This is a genomic window from Streptomyces sp. NPDC001351, from assembly GCF_042896045.1.
Lineage (GTDB): Bacteria > Actinomycetota > Actinomycetes > Streptomycetales > Streptomycetaceae > Streptomyces.
Genome location: NZ_JBIAWS010000005.1, coordinates 267,928 through 281,890, shown reverse-complemented (window position 1 = coordinate 281,890; position 13,963 = coordinate 267,928). Strand labels below are relative to the sequence as shown.

Here is a 13,963-nt window from a genome sequence, read left to right as displayed (position 1 = left end):
CGGGACGGAAACGTGGGCTGGAGGCCGCCATGCGGTGCGGTACACGGGTGAGGGTACGTCGGGGGTGGCGGCGGGCGCGAGGGGTTCGGCCGGATGGCCGGAGGGCGGGGCCGGGTTTGGCGTGCTGGAGGGGTCATCGTTCGCCCAGGTACCAGGAGTCGCGGCCCGTCGCGTGGAACGTGTCGTTCGCGGTGGCGGACGCGGTTGTCGCCGCCGCGGAGGTGACCGCGGTCGGCGGGACGATGGTGCTGGGGCCGATGGACGTGTTCGACCTGGGCCGTTGTGTTCGGCTGGAGCGACAGCGCTTCGGAGCACTACCCGCACTGGGGCATCGGCGGCGCGGACTTCGGTGGCATGGTGCGCGCGGACGAGAAGTTCCCGCCCGAGGTGCCGCCGCACTGGCTGCCCTACTTCGCGGTGGCCGACGTGGACACCTCCGCGGCCGCGGCGACGGAGGCGGGCGGCACCGTCCTCATGAAGCCCACCTCGGTGCCGGGCGGGCGACGAGCACTGATCAGTGCGGGAGCCGGACGGTCATCCCCACGGTGATCTCGTCGCCGACGGTGATCTGCCGGGGCCTGCGGACGGCGGCCTTCAGCGGCAGCAGATAGCCGCCGTCCTTGGGGAACAGCGAGGTCTCGAAGTCGACCGCGCCGATCCGCGCGGCCACGGGGATCACGCCCCAGCCGTAGCTGGCCATCGCCGCGACCTCACGGATGTCCGCGGACTCCTCGTCGGGCACGGGCAGGTAGTAGTAGGGCGCCGGGCCGCGCCACTCGATCACCCGGCCGGCGAAGGTGAACTCCAGCATCAGGCCCCTTCCTCGTGCCCGTCACGATAGGGCCCCTCGGACGAGTGGTGTCACGGTCACCTGGTCGATGACCGGGGCGTACGCCGAGCGCTGACCGTATGCGTTCTTGGTGTGGCCGTCGAAGTCGGGGAGCTCGTCGGCGGTGAAGGTGAGCGTGTTGGTGCCCTGGTCGAGGGTGACGGGGACGGAGAGGTTCCAGAAGTTGTTGAAGTGGAAGGTGGTGGGGAACAGGACGCGCTGCGGGGCGGCGCCGTTGACGGAGATGTCCGCGTGGCGGCAGACCGGGTCGGGGTTGTAGTGGGTGGCGGGCGCCTGCTCGCCGTTGGAGTAGCGGATGCTCAGCGCGTGACGTCCGGCGCGCTCGGCCGTCACTGTCAGGGTGAGCGCGTTGCCGGGGCCGGCACCGATGCCGTCCACCGCCTTGCCGCCGGTGGCGTACGAATGGCCCGTCACCCTTGCGGTGCCGGTCAGGATGCCTTCCTCGGCGGCGAACACGCCCGTGGGCAGCAGCCCGCGGGAGGGGCCGACGCGCAACCGGTCCACGACCAGGCGGTCCGAAGTCCCGGTGACCGTGACCTTGTTGACGCCGCCGGCCAGGAAGAGCGGGACGGCGCCTCGCTGCACGCGTCCGAGCTCCTCGCCGTTGACCGTGAGCAGGCCCTCGCCGGGACCCAGCAGGTCGACGGTGACCAACGCCTCGCCGTCGTCGGCGGCGTGCACCCAGAAGGTGACACGGCCGCCTCGGGGAAGGACGGCGGCGCCAGGGCCGGAGGCGCCCAGGTTGGCGTAGCTCACCCGTGCCCCCGCGTCGAGGGCGGCGAACTCGGCCTCGTACAGGTCCTCCTGGTCGTCGCGCAGGGCGAGGTCCAGCTTGTCGACGACCGCGTCCCCCTTCGTCGTGCCGAGGTCGGGGTCCTGCGCGGCGAGGGTGATCCGGTGCGGGCCGGCGGTCAGCTCGACCTCGGTGTCGGTGTGACCCCACACCGCCCACTTGTAGCCCAGCGGCAGCCGCAGTTCGCGGGCGTCCTTGCCGTCGACGCGCAGGAAGACGTTGGTGGGGCCGTGCTCGCGCACCAGGTCGGCCAGGTTGTGGGAATTGGCAAAGACCCGCAGCTCGTACGTCCCGTCCCGCGGGGCCTCGACGTCGAAGGCGAGCACGCCGTCGGAGCCGGTGCGCAGGCCGCCGATGTGGTAGCCGCCGGAGGTCGCGAACTTGTCGACGTCGGAAGGGGACCCCTCGGGGCCGTGCTTGACGTAGCCACCGCCCTTGTACGTGGCGTCCTCGGCCTCGTAGGTCAGCCGTCGGCCCGCCGCGGGCGGCAGCAGCGCGGCGCCGTGGCCGCCGGGGGCCACGATCAGCTGGTAGGCGGACATCTCGTCGAGGTCGGTGAGCGTCAGCGTCACCCGCCCGTCCGTGACGGGCAGTTCGGCATCGAGCAGCCGCAGGGGCTGGGCGCTCGCTCCGACCTGGCCGCTCCAGGCGATCTCCTGGAGGCGTACGTGGACGGTCGTGCCGAACACGCCCGCGTCGACGCCCTCGAGGACGAGGTCCGCGGCGCCGCTCGCGCCGCCGAACAGCACGCGGGCCTGGCGTTTGAGCCGGTCGAGGGTGGCGACGCCCTGCAGCGTGTACTGGGCGTCGGGGTGCGGTGCGGTGACCCGTACGGTGTTGCCGGACAGCTGCCCGTAGGCGTTGAACAGCCACCACTGGCCGTTGCCCTTGCCCGCCTCGACCGCCGAGTCGTTGAGGTTGCCTGCGATGTTCCAGTACGCCATGTCGGCGTCGACCTTGGACTCCTCGATCGCTGCGATCCACTGGATCATCTGCCCGGGGACGGACAGATGGTAGTTGTGCGCGTACTCGTTGAGGTTGACGGGCAGCGGGCCGATGCCCAACTCCCGTTCCATTGCTCGGTACTTGGCGACGTTCCTGCGGACCTCGTCCGGCGAGGACAGCTCGTGCCAGGTGATCACGTCGGGGAGCACGCCGTGCTCGCGCGCGAACTCCAGGAAGCCGCGCACCTCCGGGTAGAGGATGCAGGTGTTCGGGCCGGCGATGCGTGCCTCGGGGTCCAGGCCCTTGATGAGGTGGTACGCCTGCTGCCAGGCCGCGAAGTAGGGTCCCGGCTCGGTGTGCCAGGAGACCTGGTCGTAGCTCCACTCCCCCGTGCCGAACATGTTGCCCTCGGGCTCGTTGAACGGCACGTACACGACATGGGACTTGAGGGCGCCCAGCGTCTGCACCTGCGCGACCTGACGGCGGATGTTCGCCAGGTAGGCCCTGAGCCGTTCCTCGCCGGTGGCGCCCGGCCACTCGTAGGGGAAGCCGCGGTGGATGTCGGTCAGATAGACGTAGACGTCCTTGCCGCCCGCCGCGACGAAGGACGGCAGGATCTCCAGGGCGTCGGCGCCGGGGTGCTGGATGCCGTCCTGCGCCTTGGTGGTGACCGTGCGGAGGTACATGCCCTCGACGACGGCGCGGCTGGGCACGCCGTCGCCGTACAGGCCGTAGAGCGTGCCGCTCGCGCCGCCGTGGAAGGGGCCGGTCTCCGTGCCCAGGTCGACAGTGAGCGTTTCGGCTGCCACGGCATCGCCCTTTCGTTCGGCATGTCGTACACCAGTCGGTGATCCGAACCGGCCTGGTCGAACGTAGGGAGTCGGTGTCGATCACGTCAACGGGCACACGGCCTCGATAAGTTCCGGAGGCGGCCGTTCAGACGCGCAGCGCGCCGAGGCGGCCCTCGAGCCGGCCGAGCAACTCGCCCAGCAGCCGGGCCAGTTCGCCCTGCCCCTGCGGATCCAGGACGGCCAGTACGGAGGTCTCGTAGGCCAGTTGCTCGGGGAGGATGCCGTCGACGAGATCGCGGCCGGCGTCCGTGAGGCGGAGGTGGGCGACGCGCCGGTCGCGGGTGTCGCCGCGGCGCTCGACCAGGCCGCGCTCGGTGAGCTGCTTGAGGCGTTTGGTGACGGCGGCGCCCGAGGAGAAGGTCTCACGGGCGAGTTCGCCGGGGGTCAGTTCGTGGCCGGTGCGGCGCAGCGCGCCGAGCAGGTCGAACTCGGGGCGGCTGAGTCCGGCCCGGCGCAGTGGGGCGTCCTCGGCCTGCTGGAGGAGGGCGGCGCAGCGGTTGATACGGCCGATGATCTCCATGGGGCCGGTGTCGAGCTCGGGGTGGACGGCCTGCCACTGCCGGACGACCGCGGAGACGGTGTCCTCGCCCCTCATGGTCCCCGCCTGCCGTCCGTTCGCTGCCGTCATGGCCGTACGCCCTCCGCTCTCGCGCTCCGGTGCAGTCCCTGGTGTCTCAGAGGCTGTGGCTGAACCCCGGCCGGGCGCCCGCCGCCCGGGATTCAGCCACAGACTCTTGCCGTCGCGGCGAGCGTACGGTGTCCGGCCTGCTCGGCGTGCACGACCCGCTCCTGGGGCAGGGCGCGCTGCCACCACTCGCCGGACGCGGCGTCAAAGGTCGCGCGAAGGTCGGCCAGGGAGGCGGTGAGGGAGCGGCGGGCGGCCTCCAGGGCGGCGGGTGCGGGGGCGGGCTCGGCCAGCAGGCGGGCGGCGTGCTCGCGGGCGCGCTCGGCGGCGGCCAGCGCCTCTTCGACGCGGTCGCCTGCGCGGCGGTTGGTGACGGCGACGGCGGCGAGGAAGCCGACCAGGGCGCCCACGAGGGTGTCCACGACCCGTTCGGTGATCAGCTGTCCCGGCTCCTGGAATCGGGTGAACTCGGTGATGAGCAGGGCCATCGGGGTCACACAGACGCTGCCGAGCCAGTAGTTGCGGCCCATCAGGGCCTCGGCGCCGAAGTTGAAGGCGAGGCAGCACAGCACGAGGGCTGCCGGGCCGAGGTGGGCGAGCGGGACGACGGCGGCGAAGAGCAGCACGCCGACGAGGTTGCCGACGACACGCTGGACGCCCCGGCTCCAGGTGAGCGCGAGGTTGGCCTGGTAGAGGGAGGCGGCGGTGACCAGGGCCCAGTAGGGGCGGCCGATCCCGAGGGCGAGGGCCGCGTAGCCGGCGAGGGCGCAGCCCAGGGCGGTGCGTACGGCGAGCGGGGCGAGCGGAGCGAGTCGCTGCCGCAACGGGCGGGGCGGAGCGGCCAGTTCGGCGTCCACGCCGAGGAGTTCGGCGGTGGCCGCCGGGTCGTGGACCGCCGGGACGGGTCCGGTCCCGGTCAGCTCGCGGGCCCAGGTGCGCAGCTGCTCGGGGTCGGTGTCGGCGGGGGCGGCGAGGGCGACTTCGGCGCGGACGACGAGGCGTTCGAGAGCGTGCCGCGTGCCGGTGTCACGGGTGGCCAGGAGTGGCTGCCAGGCGGCCTGGACGGCGGCGGCCGCCGTGGCACGGGCCCGGGCGTGACCGTCTCCGGTGCCATGGGTGACGGCGTATGCGGCCGCGGCCCTCAGGGCGGCCGCGGTGGCCCGGCGCTCCGGTCCGTGCGGGCGCAGCAGCCCGGGCGCCATGCCGACCAGCCAGGCCCAGCCGCCCGTGGCGAGCGCAAGCGCGAGATGGGCGGGGACCTGGCCGAGGGCCTGCGGGGCGAAGAGGGACGCGGAGGTGATGAAGGTCAGGACGACGTTGCCGGGCGGGCCGATGCGGGTCGCGTCGCACAGCGCCTTCTGCAGGGCGGCCAGCAGCGCGCCGATCGTGACCAGCACGACGGCACTGTGGGTGAGCGAAGCGGCGACCAGGGAGACGGCGAGACCGCCGACCATGCCGAGGACCACCCAGGCCAGGGCGCGGGCCCGCGCGGCGTAGGGACGGTTGTGGGCGTAGAGCGCGCACAGCGATCCGGCCATCGTGTACATCGCCAGGTCGAGCCGGCCGAGGGCGAGCAGCGCCAGATTGGGCGCGGCTACCGAGACGACGACGCTCAGCGCGGGCTTGAACCAGATGTCCGCGGGGCGGCCCACCCGCAGCACACCCGCCAGCGGGAGACGGCGGACGCGTGGGGTGGCGGGGGTGGGGATCGCACGGCTCATGGGGCATGAGTTTAGCAGGTGTTTTACTCGTGAATGATTTGTCGCGTTACTCGCTCACCCCTTGTGCTCCCGCGAATGCTCCCCGTGTACATCCTTGCGCTTGCGTGCGCGCCGCGTGCCGCGGGCAACCACCGACTGTCGACACCGTCGAGCGGGGAGGTGCGCGTGCACGGACCGGCTTCGCCCGGCTGGCTGCTGGTCGCGCTGTGTGCGGCGACCGGGGCCTACTGTCTGCTGCGGATGCGCAGCACGGTCGAGGAGCAGCGCCGGGCCGCGGGCGGCGAGGCGCTGATGGGTTTCGGCATGGCCGCCATGGCCGTACCGGCGGCGGTGTTCAGCCCGCCGGCGTGGGCCTGGCCCGGCTATGCGGCCGTCTTCGGCGCCGCCGCGCTGCGCGCCCTGTGGGCGGCGCGCACGAACGCGCACCATCTGCACCACCTGGTGGGCGCCTCGGCCATGGTCTACATGGCGGTCGTGATGGCGGCCACCCCGGGACACCATGCCGGGCACGGGGGTTCGGGCGGAGTCCCGTTGGTGACGGGGCTGCTGCTGCTCTACTTCGCGGGATTCGTGCTGTTGTCCGGTGTCCGGCTGATGCCGGGCGTGGCCACGGCCACTGGCGGGCCGGTGGGCTGGGGTGATCGTCCGGAGCTGGCGCGGGCGTGCCGGCTGTCGATGGGGATCGCGATGGTGGCGATGCTGATCACGCTCTGACGCGGGCTGCCCGGGCCCGGGCATTGGCCTCGCACCCCGCCGGTCGGCGAGGATCGCTGCATGCATTCCCCGCCCGTCGACTCCCCGCCCCGTCCGCCGTCCCACGGCGCCACCACCCGCGCCGCGGCAGCCCTGACGCTGTGCTCCGCGCTGCTGCTCACCCTGGTCGCCGTCAGATGGCACCCGTTGATCAGCGTCGACGGCGACATCGCCCGCACCACCCACCGCTGGGCCGTCGACGAATCCGGCCTCACCCAGGCCTTCCGCGTCCTGACGGACTGGGTCTGGGACCCCTGGACGATGCGTCTGGTGTGCGCGGTCGCCGTGGTGTGGCTGGCGTGGCGGCGCTCGGCATGGTGGACGGCGCTGTGGCTGGCGGCCACCTGCGCGCTGGGCAGCCTGCTGCAGCAGACCCTCAAGGCCGCGGTCGACCGCCCGCGCCCGGTCTGGTCCGACCCCGTCGACTCGGCGAAGTACGCGGCCTTCCCCTCGGGGCACGCGATGACCGCCACGGTCGTCTGCGGCCTCCTGCTGTGGCTCCTGCACCGCTACGGCCCCCGCCGCGCCCTGTGGCGTACGGCGCCGGCCGTGGGGGTGGTCTCCGTGCTCGGGGTGGGCCTCACCCGCGTATGGCTGGGCGTGCACTGGCCCTCCGACGTGGTGGGCGGCTGGCTGCTGGGGGCGATGCTGGTGGCGCTGGCCGTGGTGGTCCATCAACGTAAGATCCACTCATGACGGCTGTCCTGTTCGACTTCTCCGGCACTCTCTTCCGTATCGAGTCCACCGCGTCCTGGCTGCGTGCCGTGCTGGACGACGCCGACATCACGCTGCCGGAACCGGAGTTGCTGCAGGCGGCGAAGGCACTGGAGGCGGCGGGAGCGCTGCCCGGCGGGGCGAATCCGGCGCAACTGCCCGAGGAACTGGCCCAGGTGTGGCGGATCCGGGACCAGAGCGCCGAACTGCACCGGACCGCCTACACCGGGCTCTCCCGCCAAGTGGCGCTTCCCGACCCGGGATTGCACGACGCGCTGTACGACCGGCACAAGACGCCGGCCGCGTGGACCCCGTACCCCGACGCCGCCGAGGTGCTGCACGCGCTGCGCGAGCGCGGGGTCGGCGTCGGGGTGGTCAGCAACATCGGCTGGGATCTGCGCCCGGTCTTCCGCGAGCACGGGCTCGACCGGTACGTGGACGTGTACGTCCTGTCGTACGAGCACGGCATCCAGAAGCCCGACCCGCGGCTGTTCGCGGTGGCCTGCGAGGCGCTCGGGGTCGATCCGCGGCAGACGCTGATGGTCGGCGACGACCGGCGGGCGGACGGCGGGGCGGCGGCCCTGGGGTGCCGGGTGCACCTGGTGGACCACCTGCCGGCGGCCGAGCGGCCGGACGGGCTGCGTCCGGTGCTGGAACTGGCGGACTGACCGCCGGGCCGCCCGCTCAGCCCTGAGCGCCCTCCACCTGCGAGGACGGCCGAACCTGCGCGTCGTCCGGGTTCTCCCCGAACTCGGCCTCGGCGCGCCGCTGCCGCAACAGGTCCGAGCACTGGTCGAGTTTCGCGTTCCAGCACGCCGAGCCTCCGCCTGCGGGGGCACCCCCAGGGTGTCCCGATTCCGGCCCGCAGGGGATCCGCCGGCGCGGAAAGTAGCCTGAGGACACCTTCAGGGGCGATGTGGCCGCCCGCCTCGGACGATCCCCCGCGTCGCCCGAAGCAGACGGCAGCCCTGACCAGCCCCTATGGAGCTCCGATCAGGACGTTCTGAGTATAGTTGGCTGGCAGCCAGTCAACGCAGGAGTTACAGCATGTCCCCGCGCAGCGCCTCGGTCAATGAAGAGTTGCGGAGACGTTCCCGGGAGCGGCTCCTGCAGGCCGCCGTCGAACTCGTCGGCGAGCACGGCTACGAGGCGACGACCCTCGGCGACATCGCCGACAGAGCGGGCTCGGCGCGCGGCCTCGTGTCGTACTACTTTCCGGGAAAACGCCAGCTCGTGCAGTCCGCGGTGCACCGGTTGATGCATCGCACGCTGGAGGAGGCGGTGGAGCGCGAGCCGCGCACCGAGGACGGCCGGGAGCGGATGGCGCGGGCCATCGACGCGATTCTGCGGCTGGCCCGGGACCGGCCCGTGCTGATGCGCCAGCACATGGCGGGACTGCTGCAGGCGGAGGGCTTCGTGCAGTGCCCGGAGCAGCAGCGCCTCGCCGAGGTGCTGCGGGACGTCGTCGCCCGGAACGGGGCGCAGGAGGTCGACCTGGACTACCCGCTGCTGCGTTCCCTGCTGATGGGTGCCGTCTACGCGATGGTGCTGCCGAACGTGCCGATGCCGATCACGACCGTGCGGGCCGAGCTGTTCGAGCGCTACCGGCTCGACTGGGACATGGGCGTGCCGCCGGACGACGAGGCGGCCTCAGGCGCGACGTGCGAGACGGACCTTTCGAGGTTTTTCGCGACCGGTGAGGAGCCCGGGCCCCCGTCAGCGCCGCGCGTGACGGGGTGACAGAAAGCCCGAGTCGCGTGCCTGCGAGATCAGCCTGAGCGACTTGCGGCGGCTGTGGCCGGTCGCGCACATCACCGCGAGGACGGGGTCGAAGCCCCCTTCCTGCGCCGCGCGGTACTCCTGGGCGACGAGCCAGCGGCCCTCGACGCCCGGGGGCCACGTGGGGCGGGCCCGCCGGGGCGCCGCGGGTCCCTCGCCCCCGGCGGCCGGATCCGCTCCGGGCCCGCATGCCTCGAAGAGCGGCTCCTCGATCCACTCGGCGAGTTCCGCGAGGTCGTGCAGGGACAGGGCCGGCTGGGAGCGGACCTCCTCCAGTGAGGCACAGCCCTCGCAGACCACGGCGAGCGCGTCGATCCTGGCACCGTCGGTGAACGCCAGCCGGACGGTGAACCACGAGGTGGCGCGCTCGTCCTCCCGCACTTCCCACGCGGGCCATACGGACACCGTGCCGTCCGTCGGACAACGATCAGAAAGATTAAGAAAGGATGCGTCTAGCACACGCGGAACGTAACCACTTGATCACATTCGGCAAGGGTGGACACGCACGTCGGTACCGCGCCTGCACCCTGTCAGCGGAGCACCGGCGGTGCGATGCTGGATCCGTCAGCGATCTCCTCTCGTAAGGAGCTCCGCCGTGTTGCGTGTCGCCGTCGTCGGTTCCGGGCCGAGCGGGGTCTACACCGCCCAGAACCTCGTCCAGCTGGACTCCGGGGTGCTCGTCGACGTCCTGGACCGGCTGCCGTGCCCCTACGGCCTGGTGCGCTACGGCGTCGCACCGGACCACGAGAAGATCAAGTCCTTGCAGAACAACCTGCGTACGGTGCTGGAGCACGAGCGGGTGCGGTTCCTCGGCGGCGTCCGGATCGGCCCCGGCGGGCTGCCGGCCGCCCGGCTGCGCGAGCTGTACCACGCGGTCGTGTACTGCGTGGGTGCCGCGACCGACCGCCATCTGGGGATTCCGGGAGAGGACCTGCCGGGCAGCTGGTCGGCGACGCAGTTCGTGTCCTGGTACAGCGCCCATCCGGACTCCACCGACGACGGTTTCCTGCGCGGCGTCCGGTCGGCCGTGGTCATCGGCGTGGGGAACGTCGCGGTGGACGTCACGCGGATCCTGGCCCGGGGTCCGGCGGAGCTGAGCCCGACCGACATGCCGCAGGCGGCGCTCAGCTCACTGGCCGCGAGCCGGGTGGGCGACATCCACATGGTGGGCCGCCGCGGCCCCTCCCAGGCCCGCTTCACCACCAAGGAACTGCGCGAGCTGGGCGGCCTCCCGGGCACCGGACTCCTCGTGGATCCCGCGGAGTTGGAGCTGGATCCGGGTTACGTGGATGCCACCGCGCTGCCCGCGGTCCAGCGCCGCAACGTGGACGTGCTGCGCGGCTGGGCCGAGGCGCCGCGCCAGGACGCCCCGCGCCGCATCCGGCTGCGCTTCTTCCTGCGACCGGTCGAACTGCTCGCCGACGACGGGCGGGTGGGCGCGGTGCGCTTCGAGCGGACCGAGCCCGACGGACGGGGCGGAGTGACGGGCACGGGACGCCACGAGGACATCGAGGCGCAGTTGGTGCTGCGTTCCGTGGGCTATCGCGGGGTGCCGCTGGAGGGGCTGCCCTTCGACGCGGCGAGCGGCACCGTGCCGCATCTGGCCGGGCGTGTCCTGCGCGCGGGCGTGGTAGCGCCGGGCGAGTACGTGGCCGGCTGGATCAAGCGCGGCCCGACGGGCGTCATCGGCACCAACCGTCCGTGCGCCAAGGAGACGGTGCTGTCGCTGCTCGAGGACGCCCCCGTGCTCGTACGCAAGGAGGTTCCGGACGACCCGGTTGCGGCGCTGCGCACGGAGGGGATCGAACCGGTGTCCTGGGCGGGCTGGCAGGCCATCGAGCGGGCCGAGGCGACGCTCGGGGCCTCCCTCGGGCGCGGTGTCGTCAAGCTGGCGGACTGGGAGTCACTGCTGGCGGCGGCACGGGCGGCGGGCTCGCAGCAGGCGTCATAGCAGAGTCGGACGACGCCCGGCGGGCAGGACACACATCGGCAACAACACGGAAATCAACAAACTGTTCAAGCCCCCTACGGTCTCGTGCTGTTCGGATGTCCCGCTCCCCCTCGCCGCTGCCCTGGAGTGCCCATGGCCACGACCACCCCCGTCCATCCCGTCGACGAGGTCCCGCCCGTACGGCAGTTGGCCGCCTTCGGACTGCAGCATGTGCTCGCGATGTACGCGGGCGCGGTGGCGGTGCCGCTGATCGTCGGCGGCGCGATGAAGCTGTCGCCCTCGGACCTGGCGTATCTGATCACGGCGGATCTGCTGGTGTGCGGCATCGCGACGCTCATCCAGTGCGTGGGGTTCTGGCGGTTCGGGGTGCGGCTGCCGATCATGCAGGGCTGTACGTTCGCGGCCGTGTCGCCGATGGTGCTCATCGGGACGACGGGCGGCGGGCTGCCCGCGATCTACGGCTCGGTGATCGTCGCAGGGCTTGCGATCGTGCTGCTGGCTCCGGTCTTCGGCAGGCTGCTGCGCTTCTTCCCGCCGCTGGTGACCGGAACCGTCATCCTGATCATCGGGGTGTCGCTGCTGCCGGTCGCGGGCAACTGGGCCGCGGGCGGGGTCGGCGCGAAGGACTTCGGGGAGCCGAAGAACCTGGGCCTCGCCCTCTTCGTGCTGCTGGTGGTGCTGGGTGTGCAAAGGTTCGCGCCGGCGTTCCTGAGCCGCATCGCGGTGCTGATCGGCATCGCGGTGGGCCTGGCGGTGGCGATCCCCTTCGGGTTCACGGACTTCAGCGGGGTCGGCGACGCCCACTGGCTGGGCGTCAGCACGCCGTTCCACTTCGGGGCGCCCAGTTTCCACGCCTCGGCGATCGTCTCCATGCTGGTGGTGGCGCTGGTGACGATGACCGAGACGACCGGTGACCTGATCGCGGTCGGGGAGATGACCGGGCGGAAGGTGGAGGCGCGCTCGCTGGCGGACGGACTGCGCGCCGACGGTCTGTCGACCGTGCTCGGCGGCGTGTTCAACACCTTCCCGTACACGGCGTACGCACAGAACGTGGGCCTCGTCGGGATGACCCGGGTGCGCAGCCGCTGGGTGGTGGCCACCGCGGGCGGCATCCTCGTGCTGCTCGGCCTGCTGCCCAAGCTGGGCGCCGTGGTCGCGGCGATACCCGCGCCGGTGCTGGGCGGGGCGGGTCTGGTGATGTTCGGGACGGTGGCCGCGAGCGGCCTCAGGACCCTCGCCCAGGTGGACTTCAAGGACAACCACAACCTCACGGTCGTGGCGGTGTCGGTGGCCGTGGGCATGCTGCCGGTCGGCGTGCCGACGGTCTACGCGAAGTTCCCGGACTGGTTCCAGACGGTGATGAACAGCGGCATCAGCGCGGGCTGTCTGACGGCGATCCTGCTGAACCTGCTCTTCAACCACCTTCCCTCGAAGGCGGCTTCAGCCACCGAGGCGGACGGCCTGCCGGGCGGCGGCGGCGAGCAGACTGTCGAGCAGCCCCGGGAAGAGATCGTCTAGATCCTCCCGGCGCAGACCGTTCATCTTGGCCGTGCCCCGGTAGCACTGCCGGACCACCCCCGCCTCGCGCAGCACCCGGAAGTGGTGTGTGGACGTGGACTTGGTGACCGGCAGGTCGAAGTGCGAACACGTGAGCTCGTCGCGCTCGGCGGCGAGCTCACGCACGATCTGCAACCGCATCGGGTCCGAGAGCGCGTGCAGCACGGCCTCCAGCCTGATCTCGGTACGCGCGGGGTGCGGCAGATCACGGCCGGCGGCGGCAGGGGCGATGGTACTCACGCCGCCCATTGTACGAGAGGTATCGTAGTTTGACATCTCCCGTACTACGATGCCTATCGTACGAGCCGTCCTTCGGTCCCGCGAGAACGGAGCAGCTCCCCATGAGCGCCCTTTTCCAGCCCTTCACCCTGCGCGGTGTGACCATCCCGAACCGGGTCTGGATGCCCCCGATGTGCCAGTACTCGGCCGCCCCCGAGGGCCCGGAGACCGGCGCGCCGAACGACTGGCACTTCGCGCACTACGCGGCCCGCGCGGCCGGCGGCACCGGGCTGATCATCGTCGAGGCGACCGGCGTCTCCCCCGAGGGCCGCATCTCGCCGTACGACCTCGGCATCTGGAACGACACCCAGGTCGAGGCCTTCCGCCGCATCACGCGCTTCCTCGTCTCGCAGGGCACGGTGCCGGGAATCCAGCTTGCACACGCCGGCCGCAAGGCCTCGACCGACCGGCCCTGGAAGGGCGGCGCGCCGGTCGGTGCGGACGCACACGGGTGGCAGGCGCTCGCGCCGAGCGCGGTCGCCTTCGACGACAAGCACCCCGTGCCGACCGAGCTGACCACCGATCAGATCCAGGAGATCGTGGGCCGGTTCGCGGACGCCGCCCGCCGGGCGCTGGCCGCCGGTTTCGAGGTCGCCGAGATCCACGGCGCGCACGGCTACCTGATCAACGAGTTCCTCTCCCCGCACTCCAACCACCGCACGGACGCCTACGGGGGCTCGTACGAGAACCGCACCCGCTTCGCCCTCGAAGTCGTGGACGCCGTGCGGGAGGTGTGGCCGGACGACAAGCCGCTGTTCTTCCGCATCTCGGCCACCGAGTGGCTGGAGGAGGGGGGCTGGACGGCCGACGACACCGTCCGCTTCGCCGCCGACCTGCGGGCCCACGGCATCGACCTCGTCGACGTGTCCACCGGCGGCAACGCCTCGGGCGTCCGCATTCCCGCCAGCCCCGGCTACCAGGTTCCCTTCGCCGCCCGGGTGAAGGCCGAGACGACGATGCCGGTCGCCGCGGTCGGGCTCATCACCGATGCCGAGCAGGCCGAGAAGATCCTGGCCAACGGGGAGGCGGACGCGGTGCTGCTCGGGCGGGAACTCCTGCGCAGCCCGTCGTGGGCGCGACACGCCGCGCGGCAGCTCGGCGGGGATGTGCACGTGCCCGACCAGTACCACCGATCGGTCTGAGCG

Annotated in this window: 14 protein-coding genes and 1 pseudogene; 8 read left to right on the top strand and 7 right to left on the bottom strand. The window is 72.1% G+C overall.

What is annotated here, in order from left to right; all coding sequences use genetic code 11:
* Positions 1-17: 17 nt before the first annotated feature.
* Positions 18-516 (top strand): annotated as a pseudogene (locus ACFY1U_RS20110) (VOC family protein); the annotation flags it as partial.
* Here the strand turns inward: ACFY1U_RS20110 and ACFY1U_RS20105 are convergent.
* From ACFY1U_RS20105 to ACFY1U_RS20090, 4 genes are all read right to left on the bottom strand, one after another.
* Positions 515-808, bottom strand: coding sequence for a DUF1905 domain-containing protein (locus tag ACFY1U_RS20105; protein ID WP_390695862.1), 294 nt, complete (start codon positions 806-808; stop codon positions 515-517). The pseudogene ACFY1U_RS20110 and the gene ACFY1U_RS20105 sit on opposite strands and share 2 nt — an antisense overlap.
* A 24-nt stretch (positions 809-832) precedes the next feature.
* On the bottom strand, positions 833-3,397 hold the full coding sequence (locus ACFY1U_RS20100; RefSeq protein WP_390695460.1) for a cellulosome protein: 2,565 nt from the start codon (positions 3,395-3,397) through the stop codon (positions 833-835).
* Between the two features lie 127 nt (positions 3,398-3,524).
* The gene (locus tag ACFY1U_RS20095) at positions 3,525-4,067 is read right to left on the bottom strand and encodes a MarR family winged helix-turn-helix transcriptional regulator (protein ID WP_390695459.1); all 543 of its coding nucleotides are present in this window, start codon (positions 4,065-4,067) and stop codon (positions 3,525-3,527) included.
* A gap of 92 nt (positions 4,068-4,159) precedes the next feature.
* On the bottom strand, positions 4,160-5,785 hold the full coding sequence (locus ACFY1U_RS20090; protein WP_390695458.1) for an FUSC family protein: 1,626 nt from the start codon (positions 5,783-5,785) through the stop codon (positions 4,160-4,162).
* A 165-nt stretch (positions 5,786-5,950) separates the two neighbouring features.
* Between ACFY1U_RS20090 and ACFY1U_RS20085 the strand changes: the two genes are divergently transcribed.
* From ACFY1U_RS20085 to ACFY1U_RS20075, 3 genes are read left to right on the top strand one after another with little or no spacing between them, the layout of a single operon-like run.
* A complete protein-coding gene (locus ACFY1U_RS20085; protein ID WP_390695457.1) occupies positions 5,951-6,499 on the top strand; it encodes a DUF5134 domain-containing protein in 549 nt (182 codons plus the stop codon).
* A 60-nt stretch (positions 6,500-6,559) separates the two neighbouring features.
* Positions 6,560-7,234 (top strand): phosphatase PAP2 family protein, encoded by a 675-nt coding sequence (locus ACFY1U_RS20080; protein ID WP_390695456.1) that lies wholly within the window; start codon positions 6,560-6,562, stop codon positions 7,232-7,234.
* The gene (locus ACFY1U_RS20075) at positions 7,231-7,920 is read left to right on the top strand and encodes an HAD family hydrolase (protein WP_390695455.1); all 690 of its coding nucleotides are present in this window, start codon (positions 7,231-7,233) and stop codon (positions 7,918-7,920) included. Before ACFY1U_RS20080 ends, ACFY1U_RS20075 begins: the two co-directional genes overlap by 4 nt.
* A 16-nt stretch (positions 7,921-7,936) precedes the next feature.
* Here the strand turns inward: ACFY1U_RS20075 and ACFY1U_RS20070 are convergent, their stop codons facing one another.
* The gene (locus ACFY1U_RS20070) at positions 7,937-8,155 is read right to left on the bottom strand and encodes a DUF2630 family protein (protein WP_390695454.1); all 219 of its coding nucleotides are present in this window, start codon (positions 8,153-8,155) and stop codon (positions 7,937-7,939) included.
* A 144-nt stretch (positions 8,156-8,299) separates the two neighbouring features.
* Here ACFY1U_RS20070 and ACFY1U_RS20065 point away from each other — a divergent pair, with 144 nt between their 5' ends.
* Positions 8,300-8,992 (top strand): TetR/AcrR family transcriptional regulator, encoded by a 693-nt coding sequence (locus tag ACFY1U_RS20065; RefSeq protein ID WP_390695453.1) that lies wholly within the window; start codon positions 8,300-8,302, stop codon positions 8,990-8,992.
* Here ACFY1U_RS20065 and ACFY1U_RS20060 read toward each other — a convergent pair.
* Positions 8,969-9,436, bottom strand: coding sequence for a DUF6214 family protein (locus ACFY1U_RS20060; RefSeq protein WP_390695452.1), 468 nt, complete (start codon positions 9,434-9,436; stop codon positions 8,969-8,971). The genes ACFY1U_RS20065 and ACFY1U_RS20060 overlap by 24 nt on opposite strands.
* Before the next feature lie 190 nt (positions 9,437-9,626).
* Between ACFY1U_RS20060 and ACFY1U_RS20055 the strand changes: the two genes are divergently transcribed.
* Both ACFY1U_RS20055 and ACFY1U_RS20050 read left to right on the top strand, forming a co-directional pair.
* Positions 9,627-10,982, top strand: a complete 1,356-nt coding sequence (locus ACFY1U_RS20055; protein WP_390695451.1) for an FAD-dependent oxidoreductase — start codon at positions 9,627-9,629, stop codon at positions 10,980-10,982.
* A gap of 132 nt (positions 10,983-11,114) precedes the next feature.
* Positions 11,115-12,500, top strand: a complete 1,386-nt coding sequence (locus ACFY1U_RS20050; protein WP_390695450.1) for a nucleobase:cation symporter-2 family protein — start codon at positions 11,115-11,117, stop codon at positions 12,498-12,500.
* Here ACFY1U_RS20050 and ACFY1U_RS20045 read toward each other — a convergent pair.
* Positions 12,423-12,788: an ArsR/SmtB family transcription factor gene (locus ACFY1U_RS20045; RefSeq protein ID WP_390695449.1), complete on the bottom strand. Its 366-nt coding sequence runs from the start codon at positions 12,786-12,788 to the stop codon at positions 12,423-12,425. The genes ACFY1U_RS20050 and ACFY1U_RS20045 overlap by 78 nt on opposite strands.
* A gap of 92 nt (positions 12,789-12,880) precedes the next feature.
* On the opposite strand from ACFY1U_RS20045, the gene ACFY1U_RS20040 reads away from it, so the two are divergent.
* On the top strand, positions 12,881-13,960 hold the full coding sequence (locus ACFY1U_RS20040; protein ID WP_390695448.1) for an NADH:flavin oxidoreductase/NADH oxidase: 1,080 nt from the start codon (positions 12,881-12,883) through the stop codon (positions 13,958-13,960).
* Positions 13,961-13,963 lie beyond the last annotated feature (3 nt).

Coding starts and splice junctions, on each gene's coding strand:
- ACFY1U_RS20040 (WP_390695448.1), top strand. CDS start 12,881: ATGAGCGCCCTTTTCCAGCCCTTCACCCTGCGCGGTGTGACCATCCCG.
- ACFY1U_RS20075 (WP_390695455.1), top strand. CDS start 7,231: ATGACGGCTGTCCTGTTCGACTTCTCCGGCACTCTCTTCCGTATCGAG.
- ACFY1U_RS20065 (WP_390695453.1), top strand. CDS start 8,300: ATGTCCCCGCGCAGCGCCTCGGTCAATGAAGAGTTGCGGAGACGTTCC.
- ACFY1U_RS20080 (WP_390695456.1), top strand. CDS start 6,560: ATGCATTCCCCGCCCGTCGACTCCCCGCCCCGTCCGCCGTCCCACGGC.
- ACFY1U_RS20095 (WP_390695459.1), bottom strand. CDS start 4,067: ATGACGGCAGCGAACGGACGGCAGGCGGGGACCATGAGGGGCGAGGAC.
- ACFY1U_RS20050 (WP_390695450.1), top strand. CDS start 11,115: ATGGCCACGACCACCCCCGTCCATCCCGTCGACGAGGTCCCGCCCGTA.
- ACFY1U_RS20090 (WP_390695458.1), bottom strand. CDS start 5,785: ATGAGCCGTGCGATCCCCACCCCCGCCACCCCACGCGTCCGCCGTCTC.
- ACFY1U_RS20045 (WP_390695449.1), bottom strand. CDS start 12,788: ATGGGCGGCGTGAGTACCATCGCCCCTGCCGCCGCCGGCCGTGATCTG.